25 protein-coding genes are annotated in these 24798 nt (G+C 64.2%); 15 read left to right on the top strand and 10 right to left on the bottom strand.

All coding sequences use genetic code 11. From position 1 onward, the window contains the following. Nucleotides 1-45: 45 nt before the first annotated feature. From AB6730_RS00125 to AB6730_RS00105, 5 genes are read left to right on the top strand one after another with little or no spacing between them, the layout of a single operon-like run. On the top strand, nt 46-1161 hold the full coding sequence (locus AB6730_RS00125; RefSeq protein ID WP_371021631.1) for a polysaccharide biosynthesis/export family protein: 1116 nt from the start codon (nt 46-48) through the stop codon (nt 1159-1161). 45 nt (nt 1162-1206) lie between these two features. Then, nucleotides 1207-2544, top strand: a complete 1338-nt coding sequence (locus tag AB6730_RS00120; RefSeq protein WP_371021630.1) for a UDP-glucose/GDP-mannose dehydrogenase family protein — start codon at nt 1207-1209, stop codon at nt 2542-2544. A gap of 8 nt (nt 2545-2552) precedes the next feature. Beyond that, nucleotides 2553-3218, top strand: a complete 666-nt coding sequence (locus AB6730_RS00115) for a YjbF family lipoprotein (protein WP_371021629.1) — start codon at nt 2553-2555, stop codon at nt 3216-3218. Then, a complete protein-coding gene (locus tag AB6730_RS00110; protein WP_371021628.1) occupies nt 3215-4006 on the top strand; it encodes a capsule biosynthesis GfcC family protein in 792 nt (263 codons plus the stop codon). The genes AB6730_RS00115 and AB6730_RS00110 overlap by 4 nt, the downstream gene beginning before the upstream one ends. Further along, entirely contained in the window at nt 4006-6228 is a 2223-nt protein-coding gene (locus AB6730_RS00105) for a YjbH domain-containing protein (protein WP_371021627.1), read from the top strand. The genes AB6730_RS00110 and AB6730_RS00105 overlap by 1 nt, the downstream gene beginning before the upstream one ends. On the opposite strand, the gene AB6730_RS00100 is transcribed toward AB6730_RS00105, so the two are convergent. Further along, nucleotides 6229-6666: a low molecular weight protein-tyrosine-phosphatase gene (locus AB6730_RS00100; protein ID WP_371021626.1), complete on the bottom strand. Its 438-nt coding sequence runs from the start codon at nt 6664-6666 to the stop codon at nt 6229-6231. Nucleotides 6667-6722: 56 nt separating this feature from the next. On the opposite strand from AB6730_RS00100, the gene AB6730_RS00095 reads away from it, so the two are divergent. Next, on the top strand, nt 6723-7349 hold the full coding sequence (locus tag AB6730_RS00095) for a phosphatase PAP2 family protein (protein ID WP_371021625.1): 627 nt from the start codon (nt 6723-6725) through the stop codon (nt 7347-7349). Nucleotides 7350-7362: 13 nt separating this feature from the next. Here AB6730_RS00095 and AB6730_RS00090 read toward each other — a convergent pair whose 3' ends face one another. Next, nucleotides 7363-8799 (bottom strand): catalase, encoded by a 1437-nt coding sequence (locus tag AB6730_RS00090; RefSeq protein ID WP_371021624.1) that lies wholly within the window; start codon nt 8797-8799, stop codon nt 7363-7365. Nucleotides 8800-9121: 322 nt separating this feature from the next. On the opposite strand from AB6730_RS00090, the gene AB6730_RS00085 reads away from it, so the two are divergent. Next, nucleotides 9122-10108: a zinc-binding alcohol dehydrogenase family protein gene (locus tag AB6730_RS00085; RefSeq protein WP_371021623.1), complete on the top strand. Its 987-nt coding sequence runs from the start codon at nt 9122-9124 to the stop codon at nt 10106-10108. 5 nt (nt 10109-10113) lie between these two features. Here AB6730_RS00085 and AB6730_RS00080 read toward each other — a convergent pair whose 3' ends face one another. Further along, nucleotides 10114-10677 carry a TetR/AcrR family transcriptional regulator gene (locus tag AB6730_RS00080; RefSeq protein WP_371021622.1) on the bottom strand — a complete coding sequence of 188 codons (564 nt, stop codon included), beginning with the start codon at nt 10675-10677 and terminating at the stop codon, nt 10114-10116. Between the two features lie 91 nt (nt 10678-10768). Between AB6730_RS00080 and AB6730_RS00075 the strand changes: the two genes are divergently transcribed. Further along, a complete protein-coding gene (locus AB6730_RS00075; protein WP_371021621.1) occupies nt 10769-11416 on the top strand; it encodes a glutathione S-transferase family protein in 648 nt (215 codons plus the stop codon). A 112-nt stretch (nt 11417-11528) separates the two neighbouring features. Here the strand turns inward: AB6730_RS00075 and AB6730_RS00070 are convergent, their stop codons facing one another. The 3 genes from AB6730_RS00070 to AB6730_RS00060 all read right to left on the bottom strand — a co-directional run bounded on the left by AB6730_RS00070 (nt 11529) and on the right by AB6730_RS00060 (nt 16476). Further along, entirely contained in the window at nt 11529-14636 is a 3108-nt protein-coding gene (locus tag AB6730_RS00070) for an efflux RND transporter permease subunit (RefSeq protein ID WP_371021620.1), read from the bottom strand. After that, nucleotides 14633-15787 carry an efflux RND transporter periplasmic adaptor subunit gene (locus AB6730_RS00065; protein WP_371021619.1) on the bottom strand — a complete coding sequence of 385 codons (1155 nt, stop codon included), beginning with the start codon at nt 15785-15787 and terminating at the stop codon, nt 14633-14635. The genes AB6730_RS00070 and AB6730_RS00065 overlap by 4 nt, the downstream gene beginning before the upstream one ends. A 74-nt stretch (nt 15788-15861) precedes the next feature. After that, nucleotides 15862-16476: a TetR/AcrR family transcriptional regulator gene (locus AB6730_RS00060; protein WP_371021618.1), complete on the bottom strand. Its 615-nt coding sequence runs from the start codon at nt 16474-16476 to the stop codon at nt 15862-15864. Nucleotides 16477-16531: 55 nt separating this feature from the next. On the opposite strand from AB6730_RS00060, the gene AB6730_RS00055 reads away from it, so the two are divergent. Further along, on the top strand, nt 16532-18013 hold the full coding sequence (locus AB6730_RS00055) for an efflux transporter outer membrane subunit (protein ID WP_371021617.1): 1482 nt from the start codon (nt 16532-16534) through the stop codon (nt 18011-18013). A gap of 1 nt (nt 18014) precedes the next feature. Then, nucleotides 18015-18656: a glutathione S-transferase family protein gene (locus AB6730_RS00050; RefSeq protein WP_371021616.1), complete on the top strand. Its 642-nt coding sequence runs from the start codon at nt 18015-18017 to the stop codon at nt 18654-18656. A 26-nt stretch (nt 18657-18682) separates the two neighbouring features. Here AB6730_RS00050 and AB6730_RS00045 read toward each other — a convergent pair whose 3' ends face one another. Next, a complete protein-coding gene (locus AB6730_RS00045; protein WP_371021615.1) occupies nt 18683-19486 on the bottom strand; it encodes a LytR/AlgR family response regulator transcription factor in 804 nt (267 codons plus the stop codon). Then, entirely contained in the window at nt 19483-20601 is a 1119-nt protein-coding gene (locus tag AB6730_RS00040; RefSeq protein ID WP_371021614.1) for a sensor histidine kinase, read from the bottom strand. The genes AB6730_RS00045 and AB6730_RS00040 overlap by 4 nt, the downstream gene beginning before the upstream one ends. Before the next feature lie 181 nt (nt 20602-20782). On the opposite strand from AB6730_RS00040, the gene AB6730_RS00035 reads away from it, so the two are divergent. Together AB6730_RS00035 and AB6730_RS00030 are read left to right on the top strand one after the other, a co-directional pair. Next, nucleotides 20783-21148: a hypothetical protein gene (locus AB6730_RS00035; RefSeq protein ID WP_371021613.1), complete on the top strand. Its 366-nt coding sequence runs from the start codon at nt 20783-20785 to the stop codon at nt 21146-21148. A gap of 59 nt (nt 21149-21207) precedes the next feature. After that, entirely contained in the window at nt 21208-21549 is a 342-nt protein-coding gene (locus AB6730_RS00030; RefSeq protein ID WP_371021612.1) for a hypothetical protein, read from the top strand. Nucleotides 21550-21571: 22 nt separating this feature from the next. On the opposite strand, the gene AB6730_RS00025 is transcribed toward AB6730_RS00030, so the two are convergent. Beyond that, nucleotides 21572-22024 (bottom strand): nuclear transport factor 2 family protein, encoded by a 453-nt coding sequence (locus tag AB6730_RS00025; protein ID WP_371021611.1) that lies wholly within the window; start codon nt 22022-22024, stop codon nt 21572-21574. 135 nt (nt 22025-22159) lie between these two features. Between AB6730_RS00025 and AB6730_RS00020 the strand changes: the two genes are divergently transcribed. From AB6730_RS00020 to AB6730_RS00010, 3 genes are all read left to right on the top strand, one after another. Beyond that, nucleotides 22160-22918 (top strand): hypothetical protein, encoded by a 759-nt coding sequence (locus AB6730_RS00020; protein WP_371021610.1) that lies wholly within the window; start codon nt 22160-22162, stop codon nt 22916-22918. Nucleotides 22919-23013: 95 nt separating this feature from the next. Continuing rightward, complete coding sequence (locus AB6730_RS00015) at nt 23014-23397, top strand: TraR/DksA family transcriptional regulator (RefSeq protein ID WP_371021609.1); 384 nt, start codon at nt 23014-23016, stop codon at nt 23395-23397. A 240-nt stretch (nt 23398-23637) separates the two neighbouring features. Next, a complete protein-coding gene (locus AB6730_RS00010) occupies nt 23638-24462 on the top strand; it encodes an alpha/beta fold hydrolase (RefSeq protein WP_371021967.1) in 825 nt (274 codons plus the stop codon). Nucleotides 24463-24513: 51 nt separating this feature from the next. Here AB6730_RS00010 and AB6730_RS00005 read toward each other — a convergent pair. Then, on the bottom strand, nt 24514-24798 hold a 285-nt coding region (locus AB6730_RS00005; protein ID WP_371021608.1), incomplete at its 5' end, for a hypothetical protein.

Here is a 24798-nt window from a genome sequence, read left to right as displayed (position 1 = left end):
CGGCGTCCCGCCATGCGGCGCCTCGATTGAAGGACCCCGTAAACGATGAAGTTCCTGCCGACTCTCGGTCTGGCCGGGTGCTGTCTGTTACTGCACGCATGCATCCTCGCACCCGGCCAGCACATGAAAACCGGGGAGTTGAATGACAAGGAAAGCGCGACAGGCAGCCGCTACCAGCTGGTACCCATCACGCCCAAGCTGATCGCCATGGACCGTGCCAGCACGGTCACGCCCGGTATCGATCCCGTCCTGACCTCCTACCGGCCCGATTCCTATCGCATCGGCCCCGGAGATTCGCTCTACATCACCGTATGGGAGCATCCGGAGCTGACCTCGCCCGCGGGTTCGCAACAGCAGACGGCCGCGAACGGCCGCCTGGTGCGCCCCGACGGAACGCTGTTCTACCCGTATGTCGGCCTGCTTCACGCGTCGGGCCTGACCGTGGAAGAACTCCGCATGGCGATCACCGATCGCCTGACCAAGTACGTGGAGAAACCACAGGTCGACATCAGCATCGTCAGCTACGCGAGCCAGAGGGTCACGCTCGGCGGCGCTTTCGTGAAGACCGACCCCCAGGACATCACGGTGACGCCGCTGACGCTCGCCCAAGCGGTGGGTACCGCTGGCGTCAACGCGCAACTGGCCGACCTCTCCGACGTGGTGCTACGCCGTGACAACCACGAGTACCACCTCGACCTCGATGCGCTGTCGCATGCGCAACAGGGTCCGCAAGACATCTATCTCAAAGGCGGCGACAGCATCTACCTGCCCTACAACGATCGCCACGAGGCGTACGTGATCGGCGAGGTACTGCGTCCACAAGCGATCTCGTTCAAGACCAGCGACCTCAGCCTCACCCAGGCCCTGGGTCGTGCGGGTGGCCTCAACCAGACCAGCGCCAAGGGCAAGGCCGTCTACGTGATCCGCGGTGTCGAGGACATGGAAAAGGCGCCCGCGACCATCTACCAGCTCGACAATACCTCGCCCTCCGCCTTCGCGGTGGCATCGAAGTTCTCGGTCAAGCCAGGCGACGTCGTCTTCGTCGGCCCCGCCGGGATCACCCGCTGGAACCGTTTCATCAGTCAGCTGCTTCCACTGTCCGGCCTGATCAGCAACGCGGCCAACGCCCAGTACAACCTGGATCGCGATCGCCAGCTTTGACAGAGGCGGCTGGCTCCACATTTTCTTGCTAAACAGGCGATACAGATGAAGGTCACTATTTTCGGCACCGGTTATGTTGGGCTGGTCACGGGCGCCTGCCTCGCGGAAATGGGCAACCATGTGGTTTGCGTGGATGTCGACCAGGCGAAGGTCGACGGGCTTCGCAACGGCGTGATCCCCATCTTCGAGCCGGGCCTGGAGCCCATCGTCCGGCGCAACTACGCCTCGGGCCAGCTGGATTTCACCACCGATCCCGCACCGGCGATCGCACACGGCGAACTCATCTTCATCGCGGTGGGTACGCCGCCGGACGAAGACGGCAGCGCCGACATGAAGTACGTGCTGAGCGTGGCCCGCACCATCGGCGAGCATCTCGATCGCTATGCGGTGGTCGTCAACAAGTCCACGGTGCCGGTCGGTACGGCCGACCGCGTGCGCAAGGCGATTGGCGACGTATTGGCCGAACGCAGCGCGGCGGTCGACTTCGACGTGGTCTCCAATCCCGAATTCCTGAAGGAAGGCGACGCGGTGGAGGATTGCCTGCGTCCCGATCGCATCGTCGTCGGTTCGTCCAGCGAGCGCGCCGTGGCCCGCCTGCGCAAGTTGTACGCGCCCTTCAACCGCAATCACGACCGCATGGTGGTGATGGACGAACGATCGGCTGAACTCACCAAGTACGCCGCGAACGCGATGCTGGCGACCAAGATCAGCTTCATGAACGAGATCGCCAACATCGCCGAGCGCGTCGGTGCCGATGTCGAACTGGTCCGCCAGGGTATCGGTGCCGATCCGCGCATCGGTTACCACTTCATCTACCCGGGTGCCGGCTACGGTGGCTCCTGCTTCCCGAAAGATGTGCAGGCGCTGGAACGGATCGCACGTGGCCATGGCTACGATGCGCGCCTGCTCGGCATGGTCGAGGCGGTCAACGCCCAACAGAAGACCCGCCTGTTCGCGCAGATCCAGAAACATTTCGATGGCGACGTGGCCGGCAAGACGGTCGCGCTGTGGGGCCTGGCCTTCAAGCCCAACACCGACGACATGCGCGAGGCGCCGAGCCGCCGCCTGATGGAAGCCTTGTGGGAAGCCGGCGCCAAGGTGCGCGCCTACGATCCGGAGGCACGCGCGGAAACCACGCGTATCTACGGCGAACGCGACGACCTCGTCCTTTGCGACAACGCGTACGACACCTTGCAAGGCGCCGACGTGCTCGCCCTGGTCACGGAATGGAAAGCCTTCCGCAGCCCGGACTTCGCGCGCATCAAGGCCGCGCTGAAGAACCCGGCGATCTTCGACGGCCGCAATCTGTATGATCCGCGCGTGGTCGAGGACGCCGGCATCGCCTATTACGGCATCGGCCGCGGCCGTTCGCTGCAGCGCTGAAGGGCACGGTGTTCGCGCTGCGATACCTTTCTTTCGGCGGACTGGCTCTGGCGCTGGTGGTGGCAGGTGGCTGTTCGTCCGTATCGCGGGGCAGCCTTGAAGCGGTTCGCCTCGCTGTGCGAGGCGAGAAGGTCGAGCCGACGGCGGCATCGGTCGCCGCCGCGCCGTACTTCCAGCTCCAGGTGAATGGACCGGAGGGCGAGGCCATCCTCGTCCTCGCCAGCACCGGGCACGGGCAACTAGGCTGGTACGGCACCGGCAACGACATCGTGTTCACTCGCGACGGCGTGGTAGTGAAGACCGTCGGCCTGCCGCAGAACCTCGACGATTCGGCCTTCCCCTCCGGCAATCCCTTCGCGGCCGGCCTGCAACGGTTGAACGGGCCGCTCGACTACGCGCGACGCATGGACTGGTCGCCAGGCTACCGTTACGGCGTGCTCGTGCAGGCCCATCTCGAACCGAAGGCGCTGGAGGACGTGGAGATCCTCGGCACCGTCCGTCATTTGCGACGCATCGACGAACAACTCAGCGTGCCCGGCCTCGGCACGCACATGACCAACCGCTATTGGGTCGATCCCTCGGATGGCTTCATCTGGAAAAGCAGGCAGTACATCGCTCCCGGCGTCCCGCTCGAACTGATCCAGTTGCGGCCTTACCGGGAGGACGCGTCGTGAAGCGCGCCGCCCGCATGGTCGGCCTGCTGTTGTGCGCACATGCGCTGCCGCTGATGGCGCAGACGGCGACGATCACGGTCACCGCCGAGGGCGCCGTGGCCCAGGCCGGTCCGGCCGCCTACCCGTCCGACGCGCGGCTTTCCGCCGTGGCCGTGGCGGCCAAGGTCGATCCGGAGGCGTATATCCTCGGCGCAGCATGGCTGCAGCCCGCATTGCGGCGCGACCAGTTGCGGCTTCGTGCCGGTATCGAATACGAACTGGGCGCCATCCGTCGTCAGGCGCTAGGCAGTGAAAATATGCCCCTCGGCGAAACGGCGGCGGCGTTCCAGGCCTGGATCTCGGCACGGCCGATCACCGGCCGTCGCACCGGTGTGGCGCTGGACCCTGCCCGGCTCGAAGTGACACCCGCCGAGGACTGGCCAGTGCACGAGGGCGATACCCTGTTCTACCCACGGCGCCCCGTGGACATCCGCGTGGTCGGTGCGGTGGACAAGCCATGCCGCCTTCCGCATGTCCCGTTGCAGGACGCGCGGCGTTACCTGGCCAGCTGCCCTGCCTCCCCTGCCGCGGACCCCGACCTGATCTACGTCGTGCAACCCGATGGCGCGGTCTTCGCCCAGAACGTCGCCTTGTGGAATCGCGACTTGCCGCGGCCGCTCGCGCCGGGCGCATGGATCTACGTGCCGTTCGACCGGCATGCGATCGCCGGTGCGGCCGACGAGGCCTTCAACCGCGATGTCGCCGACTTCATCGCGACCCAGCTCCTGAGCGACGAGGGCTGGCGATAATGCGCGCGCCACGCATGCCACGGCTCGCCATGCGGCGAACCGCGTTGCACGGTTGCTGCCGCGCGGGCTTCGCCCTGTGGGCCGGAGGAGCCACCGCCCTGCACGCGCAAGAGGTTTATACGCAGAGCGACTTCGGTGGCGTCGGCCTGTTGCAAACGCCGACCGCACGCATGGCGCGCGAAGGCGAATTCAGCTTCGTGCTGAGCCGGACCACGCCATACACCAACTACAACGTATCGATGCAGCCGCTGCCGTGGCTGGAGGCCTCGTTCCGTTACACCAATGTGAGCAACCGGCTGTACGGACCGCGTTCGCTCAGCGGAAGCCAGACCTACAAGGACAAGTCGATCGACGCGAAGGTGAGGATCTGGGAGGAAAGCCGCTGGCTGCCGGCGGTGGTCGTTGGCGCGCGCGACATCGGCGGCACGGGCCTGTTCTCCAGCGAGTACGTGGTCACCAGCAAGCGCGCCGGGCCGTTCGATTTCAGCCTCGGCCTGGCCTGGGGTTACATGGGCGCGCGCGGCGACATCGCCAATCCGCTGAATTTCATCAGCGACCGCTTCGAGACGCGGCCCACCAGCAGCACCGGCACCGGCAACTTCAGCACCAACAAGTTCTTCCGTGGGCGTCCCGGCTTCATCGGTGGCATCGAATACCGCTCACCATGGCAATGGCTGCTACTGAAGGCGGAACTCGACGGCAACGATTACAAACACCAGCCGCAGAAGAACAACCAGCCGCAGCGGTGGCCAGTCAACCTGGGCGCGGTGTTTCGCCTGAATCGCAACGTCGACCTGACGCTGGGATACGAACGCGGCGAGGTGGCGACCGCGGCGATCAACTTGCATACCAACCTCGCCACCCACGTCGATCCGCCGAAGACTTACGATCCCAAGCCCGAGACGGTGGCCTTCGAGTCCACGCCGGTCGAAGCACCCCCGGCCAGCCCGGGCTCGACCAGCCAGGCCCCCGCCGACGCTGTCCCCGCCAACCCGGCGACGCGTGCGGCGCCGGAACAGGTCGACTGGCCGGAGGTGGCCACCGCCTTGCGCAACAACGCCGGCATCAACGTCAGCAGCATCGGTCGCCGTGGCTCGGAACTGGTGATCCACGGCCAGCAGGACCGGTTCTTCTACAGCGCCGAAGGTGTCGGCCGCGCCACTCGCATCATCGACAACCGCGTGGATCGCAGCATCGACTGGCTCACCGTGGCCAGCGAACGCAACGGCCTGAAGACGGTGGAAACCAGCGTGCACCGGCCGCGTTTCCTGGAACTGCTCGATCATCGCATCGACCTTCCCACGTTCCGCCGCAGCATCGAGCAGGACCCGGTAACGGCGCGCGAGGAAGAGGTGCTCTACCGCGCGCCGCTGAAACGCTTCAGCGGCGGCTTCTCCCTCGGTTACCAGCAGAACCTGGGCGGCCCCGACGCCTTCGTCCTCTATCAGGTCTACGGCGCGGCGTCGGGCACGTTCAATTTCACCCGCAACCTGTGGCTGGACGGCGTCATCTCGCTCAACCTCTTCAACAACTACGACAAGTTCAAGTACGACGCGCCCAGCAACCTTCCACGCGTGCGCACGAACCTTCGCCAGTACCTCACCAGTTCCGACCTCACCCTGCCGAACTTCCAGCTCACCGGCACCCATCGCCTGGGCGAGGACCTCTACGGCATGGCCTACGCAGGCATGCTGGAGAGCATGTACGGCGGCGCCGGCGGCGAAGTGCTGTACCGTCCCTTCGGGGAGCGTTGGGCGGTGGGTGCGGACGTGAACTGGGTGAAGCAGCGCGGCTTCGACCAGGACTTCTCGTTCCGGCGTTACCACGTCATCACCGGACAGGCGACCGGTTACCTGGATACCGGCTTCCACAACGTGACCCTGGCGGTGAGCGTGGGCCGTTATCTCGCCGGCGATTGGGGCACCACCATCGACGTATCGCGCGAGTTCGCCAACGGCGCGCGCATGGGTGCCTACGCGACGGTCACCAACAAGTCCGGCAGTTCCGGCTATGGCGAGGGCAGCTTCGACAAGGGCATCTACGTGTCGATCCCGTTCGACATGTTGCTGCCACACTCGTCGCGCAGCCGCGCCACCCTGCTCTGGCAACCGCTGATCCGTGACGGTGGCGCGCGCCTGAACAAGCGCTACACCCTGTACACGCTGACCAACGATCTCGACAGCGACCTGTTCGACAAGAACCTCGGCAAGATCAGCGAGTAACTAGAGGTAACGCAACCAACTGTCCACGCCACGATCGATCAGGTCGTACACGTGTTCATAGGCGGGACGCTGCTGGCGGTACGGATCGGGAACGTCCCTGCCCTCCACCCAGCGGTCCAGCAGGAACACCTTGCCGCTGACCTCCGGCGCCATCCGGCCGATGGCGGCGACATGGCTTTTCTCCATCGCGAGGATGAGGTCGGACTGGCGCAGGAGCGCGGTATCCAACTGGCGGGCCCGGTGCGGCTCCCCGTCGATGCCGTGCTCCCGCAACAATTGAAGCGAGGTCTCGTCCATGGGGTAGCCCGTCATGGCGCTGAGGCCGGCGCTGCCGATCTGCACGTCGCGGCCTTCGCCCAGCCGATGGCGCAAGAGGTATTCCGCCGTCGGGCTACGGCAGATGTTGCCCACGCAGGCAATGAGTATTCGCTTGAACATAGACGCCATCATAGACGAATGGATACGCTGCCCATGATACGGATCGAACGCGACGCATGACGATATGGACCGCCATCACCAGCTTCGGCGACAGCGCATTGCTGCTGCCGTTGATCGCATGGATCGCGATCTGCCTGCTGCTGCCCACGCCGGGATGGCGTGACGCGCGCCGCTGGGTGATCGCCGCGGCGGTATGCGGGGGTGGCGTGATGCTTTCCAAGCTGCTGTTCATGGCCTGGGGCATCGGGCCTCCCGGACTGAACTACACCGGCTTCAGCGGACACACCGCACTCGCCATCCTGGTTTGGCCCACGCTCGCGGGCGTCCTTTCCCTGGGCGGTACACGGCGCCAGCGCCTGTCCATGATCGCGCTCGGTGCATGCATGGGCGCGGCCGTCGCGGTCTCGCGCCTGGTGTTGAAAGTGCACAGCCCGTCGGAAGTCTGGCTGGGCGCGATCCTCGGCACCGCCGTGGTCACCTGGTTCCTGCGCGGACTGGCGCTTCGCGACACCCCCGCCAGGTCCGCCGACCCGTGGCGCCTCGCCCTGCTCGGCGGCGGCGCCCTGGCGATCGGCCTGGTCTGCTATGGCCGCGTGTTTCCCTCGCAGCATGTGTTGCAGGACATCGCGCTATGGCTGAGCGGCCATCCGAATGTGTTCACGCGGCGCGTGGGGCTGGGGTGATGCGGTCTACCCTTCAGCCGAGCCGTGCGATGGCTTCTGCGACACCCTCACCGTAAGCCGGGTGGCACATGGTGCAGTTATCGATGTGGCGCTGGACGACCGACTGTGACGCGCCCTTGATGGCCCGCGCCGTGTTCTCGAACAGGCGCTGCCGCTCTTCAGGCGAGAATAATTCGAAGAGCTTTCGCGGCTGGCTGAAGTAATCGGTGTCCTCGCGATGATTCCATCGCTTAGCCACTGCATCGCCAAGGTCGAGCGGCGGCTCGGAGAAATCCGGCTGTGCCTGCAAGGTCCCCTTGCTGTTGGGGGAGTAATGCGCCGACCTTCCTCCATTGCCATCCATGCGCATGGCGCCGTCCCGGTGGTAACTATGGACAGGGCACTTTGGAGCATTGACCGGAATCTGCCCATAATTCACCCCGAGGCGATATCGCTGCGTGTCGCCGTACGAGAACAGACGGCCCTGCAGCATCTTGTCCGGGGAAAAGCCGATACCCGGGACAATCACGGCCGGCGCGAACGCTGCCTGTTCGATGTCCTGGAAGAAATTCTCCGGATTCCGGTTGAGTTCGAAGTACCCCACTTCAAGGAGTGGATAATCGCCGTGCGGCCAGACCTTGGTCAGGTCGAACGGGTTGTAGGGTGCATTGGCTGCTTCTGCCTCCGGCATGACCTGCACGTAGAGCGTCCACCTGGGAAAGTCGCCGCGCTCGATGGCTTCAAACAAATCGCGTTGGTTGCTCTCCCGATCCTTGGCTACGACACGACCCGCTTCGTCATCCGTGAGGTTCTCTATGCCCTGCTGCGTCTTGAATGTGAACTTGATCCAGAACCGTTCATTGCTCGCATTGATGAAACTGTAGGTATGGGAGCCGAAGCCGTGCATATGACGAAACGACTTCGGAACGCCCCGGTCGCTCATGACGATAGTCACCTGGTGCAATGCTTCAGGAAGAAGCGTCCAGTAATCCCAGTTGTTCTCCGCACTGCGCATGCCCGTTCGCGGATCGCGTTTGACGGCGTGGTTCAGATCGGGGAACTTCAGCGGGTCCCTGATAAAAAACACTGGCGTGTTGTTGCCCACCAGGTCCCAGTTTCCTTCCTCGGTATAGAATTTCAGTGCGAAACCGCGGATGTCACGTTCGGCGTCTGCCGCACCACGTTCACCGGCCACGGTCGAGAAGCGAGCCATCATCTCGGTCGTCTTGCCCACTTCCGAGAAAATCCGCGCCCGCGTGTACTTCGTGATGTCGTGGGTGACGGTGAAGGTGCCGAAAGCGCCTGCGCCCTTGGCGTGCATGCGCCGCTCAGGAATCACTTCGCGATCGAAGTGAGCGAGTTTTTCGAGGAACCAGACATCTTGCAGTAATGCCGGACCGCGCGCGCCGGCGGTCATGGTGTTGTCATCGTCGGCGACGGGTGCGCCGAATACGGTGGTCAGCTTGCTCATGAATTGAACCTTGGTGCATTGAGGGGAAACCGCGCGAACAGCGGCATGCGATGAACCATAGACATGTCACCGCAACAAGGGAAATACATATTTCCGAAGCTAACCATAGGGACCAGCTATGGATTGCTCGCGCTTGCTCAATCTTGCAACGGCAAACTCAACGAGGTGCGGGAGGACTCGGATCGAATGCTAGGAGTATGATCGTAATTTAAACGTCCATACAGGAACGCCCCCCATGCTCCTACCCACATCGTTTCCCGCTGTCGGCAGCAGTGTCACCGCAGTCGGTACTCCGCTTCAACGCATCGAAACCCAGATTCCCATGCCCGGCGTCGATGAGGTTCTGATCGAGGTACATGCAAGCTCGCTCAACCCCCTCGAACGAAAGCTGGCCGACATCAATTTCCTCAATCGTGTCGTCCCCTCCCCGCTCGGATTCGACGCGGCAGGCGTGGTGGTCGCCGTCGGCCCGGGAGTCGCTGAATTTTCCGTAGGCGACAGGGTCATGGCCATGCTCGATCCGACTCGCGACGGATGCTGGGCAGACCAATCCGTCGGTTATGCACTGGCCCAGACCTGGCTCGTGGTCAAGATACCGGACTCGATGAGCGTTGAAGACGCCGGCATGCTCCCCGTTGCCTTTCTTGCTGCCTGGGAAGGACTGCACGGCCACGTGCGACCGGGCGACACCGTCTTCATCCCGGGTGGCGGCGGTGGCGTCGGCCATCTCGCCATACAGATTGCCGCCAAGGCCCTGGACGCGGGCATGGTCATCACGAGCACGGGCCGCGAAGAGTCGACCGCCTTGGCGCGGGACAGCGGCGCATCGGAAATTCTCGATTACCGCGAAGATCACCTGGCCGCTCGTGTTCTCGACCTCACCGGCGGCCAAGGCGTCGACGTGGTCTTCGATTCGACCTACAGCGAAGCAAGCTTCGTCCAGAGTGCTCGCGTCGTGCGCCCCGGCGGGAAATGGATCGTCCTCGGCGTCGGCCCGGGCAAGACCACGAGAATCGTGGAAACGCAGAGCCCGGTGGACGACATCCTGGAGAGCAAGGGCGCCTCGCACATCAACGCGAATGTCCTCCGCTACTTCACCGACCAGGCATTTGCCCCCGCCACGATCCGCCAGCACCTGACTGATGGTTTGCATCACGCCGTTCGCTGGTATGAGCAAGGGAAAGTACGTCCGCATACCGGAGCCCGAGTGCGGGGAACGGTCGGCGACATCGACCGCGCCTTATCAGCCTTGCATTCGGGACGGCGAACCACGGGAAAGGCTTCCGTGCTGTTCGGTCCGTCCGCCTGAGAGCGTTACGGGATGAGGCCTGCCGTCTGGTAGGCCTCGACCGTGCGATCGTAAAGGGCAATGTCGTTGAACCCACGTGAGACCAGCTGTGCACCCTCGACCGCCGCGTAGATGGCGAGCGCCCGCGCCCCTGCGTCTTTCACGGCGGGATCATCTGACACTTGCAGCGCGCGAGTCAGCCATTCGACGTTGACCTCGGAAAACCGGATCACTTCCTCCTGAACTTCAGGCGGGAGCTCGTCACGTTCGGCAGCCATGATTCCGCACATGCACATGCGGTTCCCGTTGGCGAGCGCGCCCCGGAAGACACCCGTATAGCGCTGTATGAAAGTGGACGGATCGACGCCCTCATCGATGAGCGATCCAAGGTATGCACTCATCTCCGCCGTGTACTGGCGTGCGAGTTCAGCCCCAAGGGCGCCCTTCGTCGGGAAGTGGTAATGGACGCTCGCGCTCTTGATCCCGACCGCCGTCGCGATGTCCCGGAAGCTCAGGGCGGCATACCCATTGGCCTGCACCATCCCGCGGGCGACGGCGAGGATGGACTGGCGGGTATCAGCGTTCATCATGGTTCTCCGATTCGTTTACCTATCGATTGATAGGGGTTGACGACCCGAATTGCAAGCCGCATTATCTATCTATCCATAGATAGGTGACCCCATGAAGATCCATGACATACCCGGTTTTCCCAACCCCCTGCGCGTTCGCGTCGTCCTGGCGGCCAAGGGCCTTCTCGACAAGGTCGACTTCGTCCCGGTGGACCTCCCCGGTGCGGAGCACAAGCGGCCGCCGTTCCTGGCAATCAATCCGACCGGCACCGTACCGGTGCTCGAGCTCGACGACGGCACATACATTTCCGAGTGCACGGCCATCACCGAATACCTCGACAACCTCGACGGCAACCCGATCCTGACAGGAAAGACCGCGCTCGAAAAAGCGATGGTCCACATGATGCAAAAGCGCGCCGAGTCCGAACTCATCGACGCCATCGGCATCTACTTCCATCACGCCACCCCCGGTCTGGGCGAAGCCTTGCAGCCGTATAAGCACCCCGAATGGGAAGGTCGTACCTACTGGGGCGAGATGCACCGCGAAAAGGCGCTGGCGGGCATGCACTACTTCGATAGCGTCCTGCGAAAGCAGCCGTACATCGCCGGAGATTTCTTCTCGATGGCCGACGCCACCGTCCTCGGCGGACTGCTGTTTGCCTTCTACGCCCAGATCCCTGTCCCGTCGGCCCTGACAGCGCTCCTCGAATGGAAAGAGCGGGTCGACCAGCTGCCCGCCGTGATCCAGGCTTCTGCCTGACGCCCTCACCCGGGGGACCAAGGCACGACCCGCAAGGGTCGTGCCTTTTTTGTTTAATGATCTACCGCGCTCATCCGCGAGACCCAGCCCGTCGTGGCCGGGTCTCGCGCACTCACACGGTTTCGGTCGGCGCGTGGTCGATCGCCGGCACGGCCGTCGGATCGATGTCCGGGTCGGGCCGGATGCGGAACCAGATGGCATAAAGCGCCGGGAGGAACAACAGGGTCAACACCGTTCCACCGATGGTCCCGCCGATCAACGTGAACGCCAGCGAGCCCCAGAAGACGGAGAACGTCAGCGGGATGAAGGCGAGCACGGCCGCAAGCGCCGTCAGGATGACGGGGCGGGCGCGCTGTACGGTCGCTTCGACCACGGCGTGGTAGGGGTCGAGACCCTGGCGTTCATTGGTATGGATCTGCCCGATGAGGATGAGCGTGTTACGCATGATGATGCCGGCCAGGCCGATAAGCCCGAGAATGGCGTTGAAGCCGAACGGCTGGTGAAAAAGGATGAGCGTGGGCACCACGCCGACCAGTGCCAACGGAGCCGTCGCCAGGATCATCAGCATCCCAGAGATGGACCGCACCTCGAAGACGATGACCACCATCATCAGCAAGAGCATCAGGGGGAACACGGCTGCCAGTGCCTTGTTCGCCTTGCCGGCTTCTTCCAACGCAGCTGCCGTATCGATGCGATAACCAGCCGGCAACGCGTCGACCATCGGCTTCAGATCCTTGATGAGCTGCATCGATACATCCGGTGGCTGGAACTCCTCGCCGATATCGCCACGCACGGTGATGGTCGTCATACGGTCGCGCCTGCGAAGAATGGGATCTTCCATTCGTACCTCGCTGTGACCGATCTGGTCGAGCGGAATGCGCTTTCCCGAAGACGACACGAGGCTGAATCCCTGGAGGAGCGCCGGGTCGAGGCGTGCATCGCCTGAACTCCGGGCTACCACGTCGACTGAACGGATATCTTCGCGTACCCGCGTGACCGTCGCGCCGGTAAGGAAAAACTGCAGCTGGCTTGCGGCGTCCTGCGAGGTCAACCCGAGGGCATTGAGACGGTCCTGGTCGAGCACGAAATGGATCGTGGGCACACGCTCGCCCCAGTCGGTGTTCACTGTGCGCATCGCCGGATTCCTGAGCATGACGTTTTTCACATCCGCCGCAATCCGGCGTACTTTTTCCTCGTCCGGACCGGAAACCCGGAAAGCCACCGGGAAAGGTGAATACGGGCCGAAGACAATCTGTGTCGCACGGATACGCGCTTCGGATGCGAGTCCATTCTGTGCAGCCTCCCACACCCGCCGCTTGAGAATTTCACGGGTTTGCTCGTTGTCCGTCAGCACCACGATCTTGGCGAACGACGGATCCGGAAGCTCGGGCGCAATGGCAAGGTAAAAGCGCGGCGCGCCCTGCCCGATGTAGCTGGTGACGATCTTGGCTTCGGGCTGCTTGCGAAGCCAGGCCTCGACCTCGGTCACGGCCTTCGTCGTCGCGTTGATCGAGCTTCCTTCAGGTAACTGGATTTCAATGAGCACCTCGGGGCGGTCGGACGCCGGGAAGAACTGGTTCTTGACAAAGCCCATGCCGAAGACGGCGACGACGAACAATCCCACCGTCGAGCCTGCGATGAGCCACTTGCCACGGACCGCCCACGCGATGAGGCCTCGGAGCTTCTTGTACTTTGGCGTGCCATAAATGGCCGCGTGCCCACCGTGCACCGGCTTGATGTCCGGCAAGAGCTTGACGCCGAGATAGGGAGTGAACACCACGGCGACGAGCCAGGAAGTGAGCAGCGAGAACATCACCACCCAGAAAATGTTGCCGGCGTACTCACCGGCACTCGATTTCGCAAAACCCACCGGCATGAGCCCGATGGCCGTCACCAACGTACCCGCGAGCATCGGCGCCGCGGTGTGTCCCCACGCATAGGTTGCCGCGGTTACCCGGTCACGCCCTTCTTCCATCTTCACCACGATGGTTTCGATGATGATGATCGCGTCGTCGACCAGGAGACCAAGCGACAGGATGAGCGCGCCGAGGGTGATTCGATCGAAGTCGCGCCCGGTTGCGAGCATGATGACGAAGACGCCCGCAAGCGTCAGGGGAACGGCAGCCGCGACCACGATGCCGACACGAAAGCCGAGGCTCACGAGGCTGACTGCGATGACCACGGCGAGTGCGACGAAGAACTTGAGCATGAACTCGTCGTACGCCTCGGCGATGTTGACCGCCTGATCGGTGATTTTGGTGAATGACAGGCCCACCGGCAATTCGCGGGTGATGTCGGCTGCCTCGTGTTCGAGTGCCTTGCCGAGCTCCAGGCCGTTGTATCGGTCCTTCATCACCACGCCGAGGACGATCGCGGGCTCGCCCTGGTTACGGATGAGAAATGTGGCGGGGTCTTCGTAACCGCGCCGAACGGTCGCGATGTCCGCCAGGCGAAGCGTGCGCCCATTGCTCACCACAGGGGTCTGAGCGATACGGTCGAGCGAGTCGAACGCGCCATCGAGGCGTACTACGACCTGCGGGCCCTGGGTGTCGATCGAACCGGCGGGAGTCAGCAGGTTCTGGCCGTTGAGCGCGGAGAACACGGCGGACGGAGCGATACCGAGGGTGGCCAGGCGCTCGTGCGAGAACTCGACGTAGATGCGCTCGGGCCGCTCGCCGATTATGTTGACCTTTTTCACGCCGGCTACGTGCAGGAGTCTCTGGCGGAGCGTTTCGGCCTCACGAACCAGCGCGCGGTGTGGTTCGCCCTTTGCCTTCAATGCATAGAGCGCGAAAGTCACATCGGCGTATTCGTCGTTGACCAAGGGGCCGATGACGCCCGGGGGCAGCTTCGCCGCCTCGTCACCAAGCTTCTTCCTCGCCTGGTAGAACTCCTCGGGCACGTCGGTGGGTGGCGTGTCATCGCGCAGCGTCAACGTGGTGAAGGCGAGCCCCGGCCTGGTGAAGGTCTCACTGCGGTCGTACCACTTGAGCTCCTGGAGGCGTTTTTCCAGCGGCTCCGCGACCTGGTCTTGCATCTCGCGTGCCGTGGCGCCCGGCCAGGCTGTAACGACCGTGAGGACCTTGACGGTAAAGCTCGGATCCTCCGCGCGGCCCAGATGCAGGAATGCAAACAAGCCGGCAACGGAGATGGCGACAATCAAAAACAGCGTCACCGATCGCTCGCGCACCGCGAGCGCCGAGAGATTGAATGCGCTCATCGTGCGGCCCCCGCGAGATTCGCGCCGCCCTTGTCACCCGGCGTCACCGCGGATCTGGCTGCATCCGTGCCGGATACGTCGAGAACGCGCACCCGTTCGCCCTCGTGAAGCTGATGGGCACCCAGTGCAACGAAACGATCCCCGGGTGCGAGACCCGATGCCACCGATGCGGTCTCCTCGCCCACACCCGAGAGGCGAACGGGCCTCCAACTGACCGCGTGGCTCTTGCCGTCGATGACCCAGACGCCCGGGCCCTTGCCGGCGTCGTAAATGGCGCCGAGGGGAATTTCAATGTTGCCCTCGTCCGACCGGTCGAGGCGGATCACCACCGTGGCACCGAGCGGCGCATTGGCCGCATCACCCTCGAGCACGAAACGTGCTTCGAACGTACGCGTAGCCGCGTCGGCCGACTCCGAAAGTTGGCGCAGGCGTGCCTGGCTACCCTGCCCGGTCGACCCGAAGATCATGGCACTCGCCGTCGACCCGACTTTCGGACGCACCGTCTCGGGCAGGTCGACAAGCGCCTCCCGCGGACCGGCATGGGCAAGGCGAACAACCACCTGTCCGGCCGTCACCACCTGGCCAGGTTCGGCCAAGGTATCGACCACCGTCCCGTCGGCGTCGGCCGTAAGAACCGAATATCCGGCCTCATTGGCCGACACGCGCGCCTGGGCTTCTGCCGCCTTTAGCCTCGCAGCGGCCGCTTCCGACGCCGCCTTCGCCTGGTCATAGGCCAAGGCCGACACCGCACCGGCGCTGACGAGGCCACGAAAACGCTTCTCGTCCGCCGCCGTTTGCAACGCCTGCGCGCGCGCACCTTCGACCGCCTGCGTCGCTGCCATGTCGGCCAGCGCAAGATCGGTCCTGTCGATACGCATCAGGGGTTGGCCTGCGTGGACCACCTGCCCTGTATCGACCAGGCGTTCGACGATTTTTCCAGGCACACGAAAACCAAGGTTGCTCTGTACCCGGGCCGAGACCACACCCGTGTAGGCGCGACTCACGAGCCGCGCGGCACTCGCCGTCTGCGAGCGCACAAGGGGGGCTTCGAGCCTCGGATCAGCCTGGCTTTGGGAACAGGCGGACAGGACAACGGCGACGACAGGGGCCAGGAGCATGGGAACCCGGCGCCGAACGGCAGCGTGCAACATGGTGACTTCCGAAAGAAACAGGGAGCACCAGTGTTGGTGTCTAGTGACCCATTTGTCAATCGGTCACACGAGAATCAAGGAGCAAGGCTCCTGAGGACAAGCCCCAGGACGACCTCCAGACCCGCAGGCGCCCCATCGAGGTCGAGTTGGAGCATCACGGGATTTGTAAACGGCGATGTGGCGAACCAGATGCCGCAGCAAACATCGTCGATGGGTGTCTTCTTCTCGAACGCGCCCGCGTCGCGCCCCTCCTGGACCAGCGTGGTCAGGCGTGCCAGGAGCATCCTGGTGTAATGCTGCGAGCTTCCCCATTGCTCCGCGCAGGAGTGGGAGACGATGTCGTAAAGCTGTCGATCGTTGAAAAACTGCTCGAGGCTCTGCTTGAGAATCTCGCGGAAAAAGGCACGGAGGCGCTCATTCTGGCCGTCCGCCGCCTCAACCGCCGCTTCGACGGCCAAGAGCTGCCCCGTGAGGCAACGGGTACAGATCGCCTCACCGATGGCCTGCTTCGAGTCGAAGAACTTGTAGATGTACGCCTTCGAAAAACCGATGGCCTTGGCCAGGTCCGATACTGTCGTCTTGGCATAACCGAACCGGCTGAAATACTCGTCGGCGGCTTCGATGATTTGATCCCGCACCGATACGGAGGCGAGGGGATCCGGAACGAGGGCTGGCGCTGTACTGGTCATGGGATGACAGTACAACCCCGGCGAGGTTCTTGACAACGAGTGACCATTTCGTAATATGGTCACCTTTCATCGTCAGGGCCTCCCCATGCCATCCCTTCCCCGGCTTGTACTCGCCGCGTCCCTTGCGGCAGCCCTGCAAGCGTGCGCCGTCGGCCCTGATTACAAGAAGCCTCCCGCCATCGACCCGGCGACGGGCTTTCATTCGGCAGCGACGGCTTCCATCCGAACCGCGCAGTCCGCCGACGCCACGCGGTGGTGGAACTCGTTTGGCGACCCTACACTTGCCGCGCTCGTGGAACGCGCCATGCAGGCGAATCTCGATCTCGCCCGCGCCGAGGCCCGCATCCTCCAGGCCCGCGCGGGGGTCACCAGCGCGACCGCGTCGCTCGCACCCAATGGCGCCATCGATGCCTCCGGCAGCCGGGCAAAGCAGTCTCTGGAGACGCCACTCGGACGTGTGCTCGACAGCAGTCCGGACTTCGACCGATACGGCAACCTCTACGAAGGTGACGTCTCCGTGGGTTGGGACATCGACATCTTCGGGGGACGCCGGCGCGAGCGCGAGAGTGCCCTTGCCAGCTACCAGGCAGCCCGGGCCGAGGGCATCGCAGTGCGTCTCGCGGTCCAGGCGGAGGTCGCGCGCACCTACGTCACTATTCGCGAACTCCAAGGCCGCCTCGCGGTTGCCAAGGACCAGGTCAAGACGCAGGAGCACCTGACATCGACCATACGCATGCAGTTCGATGCGGGTGTCGCTCCCGAGCTCCAGCTACGCCAGACCGAGGGAGTCCTCGCTCAAGTCAGCGCCGCCATCCCCGATCTCGAATCGAGCCTCGAAGCCGCAGGCAACGCGCTCGATGTCTTGCTCGGGCAACAACCCGGCACGGCACTTCGTGAGCTCCCTGCCAATGCGCCGGTACCCACGCCTCCCCGCGTCGACACCATGGATGGTCCGGCAGGATTGCTGCGCCGTCGACCGGACATCATCGCCGCCGAACGGCAACTCGCCGCGGCCAATGCGAACATCGGCGTGGCCGTCGCGGAGTACTACCCCACGTTTTCGCTCTCGGCGCTCGCCGGCACTGCGACGACCACGGCGGGTCACCAGTTCACGGGATCCGCGAACCAGGCGTCGGCCATGCTCGGCCTGCACTGGCGATTGTTCGATTTCGGACACATCGACGCGGATATCAAACGGGCAAAGGGCGCCCATGCCGAAGCGCTTGCCAATTACCGACTGACGGTCCTGCACGCGAGCGAGGAAGTCGAAGACAGTCTGACGGAGCTGGTCAAACGCGAAGCCCAGGCACACATCCTCGCCCAGGGCGAAGATGCGCTCACGAAGGCGCAAACGGCGTCTCGAAGAGCCTTCGAAGGCGGAGCGGTGAGCATCATCGAGGTGCTCGATGCCGACACGCGACTCCTTGCTACACGGGACGCACGCGTTCGGGCGAACGCAGCCGCGACCCGTGCCGCGATCTCATCTTTCCGCGCCTTGGGCGGCGGCTGGGATGTGCCACCCGAGAAGGCCCCCTGACGTGAGCCATGGCCTGCGGCTCTGGGGCGACCAGACGGGCAATTGCGTCCGGGTTGCCATTGCCTTGCACGAGGCAGGGCTTCCCTTCGAGACGCGACGTATCTCATTGGCCAACGCCGAGCACCAGTCAGCCGATTTCCGGGCCCTGAACCCGATGGGAAAGGTTCCTGTCCTCGAGGAGCGTGGTGCCTGTGGCGCGCCTCGCGTCACGGCTCAAACGAACGCCATCTTGCTTCGGATCTCGGCCATCGCACCAGGCGCGGTGGTGCCGACCAGCGCCACCGCGGCATCCATTGTCATGGCACGTTATTTCTTTTTCGTCACCGATGTCATTGCCCCCAGCCACGCAGGTTTCTGGCTCGCAAGACAAGGCGACTCGGCGGCGGCCGAGAAGCTGCAAGCGCTTTCGCGTGCCACGGCCGAACTGGCCGAGACATTCGCGGCAAACGGCACCTTCATGGCCGGTGACACATTCTCGCTGGCCGACATCGCTGCTTTCACAATCCTGACCTCGTGGGGCAGTGCCTTTCCCTGGCAACGGCTCCCTGCCCTGTCGGAGTGGCGTGACCGCGTGGCGTCCCGCTCTTCGGTCATGGCCGGAAGCCGCGTTTTTTATCAGGATGACACCGCAAGAACCGGATAATTTGCACGCTGGCGTGTATGGGCCATTCAGCTCGTCGGCGGAAGCCGGATATCCCCTCTCGCCGACACCAGCCGCAGGAAGGCCTCGCGCTGGTAACGGCTCATGCGCAGCTTCTGGCCCGTATCCATCGTGACCACGTGGTGACCGTTGAACCAGGGATGGATGGCCTGCACCCTTCGTACGTTGATGATGGCGGAGCGGTGCACACGAGCGAAATGTTTCGGGTCGAGCCGCTCGGCCAGGGTCGCCATCGTCTCGCGCATCTCGTGCACGCCGTTCATCAGGTGGATCTCGACCGCGTTGCCGTTGGCCTTGATCCAGACGATGTCGTCGACATCGATGAAGGTCACCTGGTCGCGCGTGCGGATGGGGATGCGGTCGAGGTAACCATCGCGCCGGCGCAGCGCTTCCAGCACCTGCTGGATGGCTTCGCTGCCCGTGGCCCTCATGCCGGGTGTAGCGGGCGTGGCCAGCCTCGTCTTCACCCGCTGCAACGTCTGCACGAAGCGGTCGCGGCTGAAGGGCTTGACCAGGTAATCCACGGCGTTGGCTTCGAAGGCGCGCACCGCGTAGTTCTCGAAGGCGGTGACGAACACGGTGGCCGGCATCCTCGCCGGGCCGATCGCGGCCACCACGTCCATGCCGTCCATGCCCGGCATCTGGATGTCGAGGAAAACCACGTCCGGCGAATGTTCGCGGATCGCCTGCACCGCGGACACACCATCGCCGTACTCGCCCGCCACCTGCACCTGGGGATCGTCGGCCAGCAGGCGAACGATGGCGCGCCGTGCGATCGGCTCGTCATCCACGACCAGGGCGGTGAGGGTCATACCGAGTCGATCTCCGGTGAATCGTCCATGTCTTCGATGCGGCGGAACGGCAGATGGATGCGGCAAGCGACACCCTCGGGCCAAAGCATGTCGAGGCGTACCTTCCCCGCGTCGCCGTACAGTTCCTGCAAGCGCAGCTGCGTGTTCGACAGGCCGACCCCGTGGCCCTTGTGTGTCCGCCGCCCCTCCCCGTTCTCCAGTGTACTGTTGCGATTGCGCACCTCGATGCAAAGAAGATCGCCCTCGCGGCGGCTCTCGATCTCGATGATGTCGCTGCCTACCCGCTCACTGATGCCGTGGTGGATGGCGTTTTCCACGATGGGTTGGAGGATCAGGCTCGGAACCGCGCAATCCAGCGTGTCCGGTGCCACGTAGATGCGGATGGCGAGCCGGTCCTTGAAGCGCATGCCCTGGATGCCGAGGTAGAGGTCCAGCAGCACGAGTTCGCGCCGCAGGCTCACTTCCTGACCGTCGTAATCTTCGAGGAACGCACGCAGCAGGTCGCTCAGGCGCAGCAGCATGTCCTCGGCGGACAGCGTGTCTTCCTTGAGCAGGGTGGCGATCGCGTGCAAGGTGTTGAACAGGAAATGCGGTTGCAATTGCGACTTCAGCGACTGTAACCGCGACTGCGCGAGTTCGGCCGCCATGCGGCTCGCCTCCATTTCCCGGCGGTTCTTTTCCTCGCGAAACTGCAACGCCTGCTGGATCGCGAACAACGACCAGTAGGTGAGCAAGCCGGTGGCGAAATGCTGGCCGAGGAACTGCCGGAACTGCTCCGCGAAGGAGCTGGGTTCGAACGGCGCGGAGACCAGGGCGCCGATGAAGAGCGACAGCAGCGTCACCGCGATACTTGCCGCGATGGGCCGGAACAGCTCACGCAGCCGGGTTACGCCGATGACAGGATACCTCGCCGCCAACTCGAACACGGCGGGCGCCAGGGCGGCCCATGTGTACCACTGGATCATCGACCAGCGCAGGTAATCCGTGGCGTCCCAGGTGTGTCCGGACAGGGCATCCTGTTGGTAACGCTGCACGGCGAAGACGACGACCACGATCGTCCACAGGCCGATATAACGCCTCCATCCGATGTCGGTCGTGCCGAGGCGAAGCTTCATCACAGGGGGTATCCAGGAAGAGTGCGGGACCATCTTAGACGCAGTTTCCAGCGCGGGAGAAGCGTTCCTTTCGCCAGCTACGATTCGCCCCGGCCCTCCTACGATTCGTCCCGGATGCGTTGTCCAGCTTGCCCATGCAAGGGCCAGATAGGGGCGTCATCGACCGACTCAGGAGAGTCCCATGTCATCGATCCGCGCCACTATCGCCGTCCTCGTCATTGCCACTGTCGCGTCCACCGCCGCCCTTGCCGGAGACCTCACGAGGCTGCCGGTGGAGAAGCGCGAGGTGAGCCTGTTCACCGTGGTCAACGCCACCTTCGACAGCGTGACCGGGCTGGCCACGGCACCGGCGAACTCGCAGGCCTTCGAGGATGCCAAGCTCGGCGCTGCCCTGCCCGGCGGCCTCACCTCCGCCACGGTACGGCTGCCACCAGGCGATTGCCTGCGCGACGTGCGCGTGACCTTCCAGGGTGGGCGCAGCCAGGTCTTTTCCGGCGTGGACGTGTGCCGGTCGCACGGCCTGCGCCTGGGTACGCAACCGACCTAGGTGCGTCGCCAGCGTGCGGCGGCTACGCTAGCGGACCTTCATGGAACCGTCGGCGCCCGATGACACGACCCGATCCCCAGAGCGACGCCGGCCAATGGCTCGACCGATTGCTCGAAGCGCGTGCCGCCGAGGCGCAGGCGGCCCATGACACGGCGCTGGCCGCCGACGAGTTGCGTCGATACCAGAAGTTCGCACGGCCGGGGCAGCCTTCGGCGCACATCGTGCAGCTTCGTCAGAAACAGGCGGCGGCGCGCCAGGCCAGTGCACGTTCCCGGCAGGCCTTCCTCAAGGCCGCCGTGGAATTCGTGCGCACCGCCGGCCTCACGCCGCCGCCGAGGACATCGCTCGATGCCTTCGTCAACGCGTGGATCGACACCCATGTGACCGAGCACGGCGACTGAAGCAATCCGCCGTGTCCGCGCCTCAACGCGCGGGGCAATCGTCCCGGCTATTGTCGGCGATACCGGAAATCAGCCAGCGGCCATCGACGCGCACCAGGTTCACCGCATCCGTGCCGCAATGCTTGACCTGCCCGTTCACGAGGAAATCGTAGGGCGCCCAGACGATGGCGATGTCACCGTCGATACGCACCAGCGGATCGTAGATACGTTCCTCGATGCGGTCCTTGCCTGGCTTGATGTGGTTGGCGAAATCGCCAAGGGTCATGCGCACGACCTTGCCCTTGCGCAGCAAGGCCACGCTGCCCTCCGGCTGCACCGCGGCCAGCATCGCTCCGCTGTCGTACTTCGCCATGCCGTCGAACAAGGCCTGGACGGGCGCCAGGACGGCGGCCTCTTCCTTGGTGGCGGCGTGGGCCGGCAGCACGGCGAAACCCACGAACGCCGTCATGGCGGCGACCAGTGACCCAAGCTTCATGCGATTCCCCTGTCTTCAGGACGTGCGCCATCCTAAGCCGGATCGGGGGCCGGGGCGTATGTGTCAGTGGTCACGCATTCATCGGCTTGACGGCAATACGCGTACAGTCGAGGCCATACCTCTTCTGGCAGCCATATGACCCTGGACGATTCCGCCCGTCGGACGATCTTTCTGGCCTCGTGCCTCATGGTGGCGCCGCCGGCCGCCGCGGTGGAACGTTATGTCGGCACGGCTTACCGCGCCGGGGCCACGACGCCCCTCTACCGCGAGGTGCACTTCGTGGACACCTCGCGCCACACGGTCCTGTTCGAATGCCTCGATGGCAAGGCCTTCGCCAGGAAGGAGCTCGACATGCGGGGCGGTTCCCCTCAGCCGGACTATTCCTTCGTGGATGCCCGTACCGGCTACGAGGAAGGGGTGGCACGCGAAGGCGCCACGCGCGTGGCCTATGTCCGCCGGCCCGGCGGCCAGCGTGTGGAACGGCCATTGCCGGACAAGGGCGACGCCGTGATCGATGCCGGCTTCGACACTTACCTGCGCACCCATTGGGACACGGTCGTGCGGCGCGGCGCCACGGTGGCCTTCCTGCTCACCTCGCGCGGCCGGTTCATGCCGATCCACATCTCCGCCGACGAACCACGCGACGGTGACCGCCAGCTCACCCTGAAGCTGGATGCCTGGTACGCCTTCGTGGCTCCCTCCATCCTGGTGACCTATAGCGAAGCCGATCGGCGCCTGCGTCGCTACGAAGGACCGGGCAACATCCGCGATGGCCGTGGCAAGCCGATTCCCGTGCGGATCGAGTTCCCGCCGTCGGAACGGCGGAGCGCCGTCACGGGCGATCCCATCGACGATGCCTTGAGCGCGCCGCTGGACGGCCGCTGCGCGAGCTGAGCGGCAAGCAGGATACAAATTCACAAGCCGAGTGCAGGACGGGGTGTTAAACCAGCGTATTGGCCTCGCCACTTACCTCACTCCGGAGTACCACCATGTCCCATGCCACGCTGGATGCCGCCTTCATCGCAAGCCAGAAGCAACGCTTGCTCGACCTTCGCCAGCAGCTGATCGAAACGGGCGATGCCGCCGGTGACGACGAGCAACGGTGGCAGGCGGCCGCGGGCGGCGAGCCACAGGACGAGGGAGACGACGGCGACCGTTTCGCGCAGCAAGGCAACGATGAAGCCCTGTTGTCGCACAACGAAGCCCGCCTGGTCGCGATCGACCGTGCGCTGGAGAAGATCGACGAAGGCACCTACGGCCTGTCCGACAGCAGCGGTGACCCGATCCCGCGCGAGCGCCTGGAGGCGGTCCCGGAAAGCTGCTACACCGTCGAGGAATCGAGCGACCGCGAACGCGCCGCACGACGCGGCTAAAAAAAGCACGAGCGTCCTATCGTGCCGCTTCGGCACCCCCTGAGAATGGCCGAGGGCCACTCAGGAGACAGACCCGTGACCGAACCCAATGAATCAGCGCTCGATCCCAAGCGCCGCAACTTTGTCGTCAATGCAGGCACGCTCGCCGCCGGCACCCTCGTCGGTGCCGGCGCGATGACCGCCTCGGCCCCCGCGGTCGCCGCGCCCACGTCATCTTCCACAGGCAAGAAGGAAAGCTCGATGTCTTTCATCACCACCAAAGACGGCACCCAGATCTATTACAAGGATTGGGGCAAGGGCCAGCCGATCGTGTTCCACCACGGCTGGCCGCTGAGCGCGGACGACTGGGACGCGCAGATGCTGTTCTTCCTCAACGAAGGATTCCGCGTCATCGCGCACGACCGCCGTGGCCATGGCCGCTCCACGCAGACGGCCACCGGCAACGAGATGGACACGTACGCCGCCGACGTCGCCGCCCTCGCCGAGCACCTCGACCTCAAGAACGCCATCCACATCGGCCATTCCACCGGCGGTGGCGAAGTGGCGCGCTATGTCGCCCGTCATGGCAAAGGCCGCGTGGCCAAGGCCGTGCTGGTCAGCGCCGTGCCGCCGATCATGGTCAAGACCCCGGCAAACCCGGGTGGCCTGGACATCTCGGTGTTCGACGGCCTCCGCCAGCAGCTGGCCGCCAACCGCGCCCAGTTCTACCGTGAAGTGCCGATACCCTTCTACGGCTTCAACCGCCCCGGCGTGAAGACGATCGAAGGCGTGGTCGACAACTGGTGGCGCCAGGGCATGATCGGTGGTGCCAAGGCCCACTACGACTGCATCAAGGCCTTCTCGGAAACCGACTTCACCGAAGACCTCAAGGCGATCGACGTGCCGACCCTCGTCCTGCACGGCGACGACGACCAGATCGTTCCTTACGCCGACGCCGGCGTGCTGTCGGCCAAGCTGCTCAAGAACAGCGAACTGAAGATCTACAAGGGCTACCCGCACGGCATGCTGACCGTGCATGCGGAAGAGCTCAACAAGGACATCCTGGCCTTCATCAAGAAGGCTTGATGTGTGGGGTTGCCGCAACGGGTTTGGCCGTTGCGGCAATTTCTGCTTCGCTTAGCGCGACATCCCCTGGCTGAGCTGCATGTTCTGCTCCTGGAACGCCTGGAGCATCTGTGATTGCTGCTGATCGAATTGCTGGATCTGCCCGATCGCCTGTTCCGGCTGCGGTGGAGGGGTACTGAGGTCCACCTGGGCCGGACTCGTCAATGGCCCTTTGCCGAGCATCGTCAACGTCAGAGTCTCCTCGTTCAGATGAACAGCAGAGAGATTGTCGGCGGTGATCTGGTTCGTGTGACATGCGGCCGTGAACTGCAGCAAGCGATCTTCCGATGCCTCGGG

The sequence above is a fragment of the Luteibacter sp. RCC_6_2 genome (assembly GCF_041360655.1).
GTDB lineage: Bacteria > Pseudomonadota > Gammaproteobacteria > Xanthomonadales > Rhodanobacteraceae > Luteibacter.
Note: the sequence above shows the minus strand (reverse complement) of the source record. Positions and strands in the feature narration are given on the sequence as shown.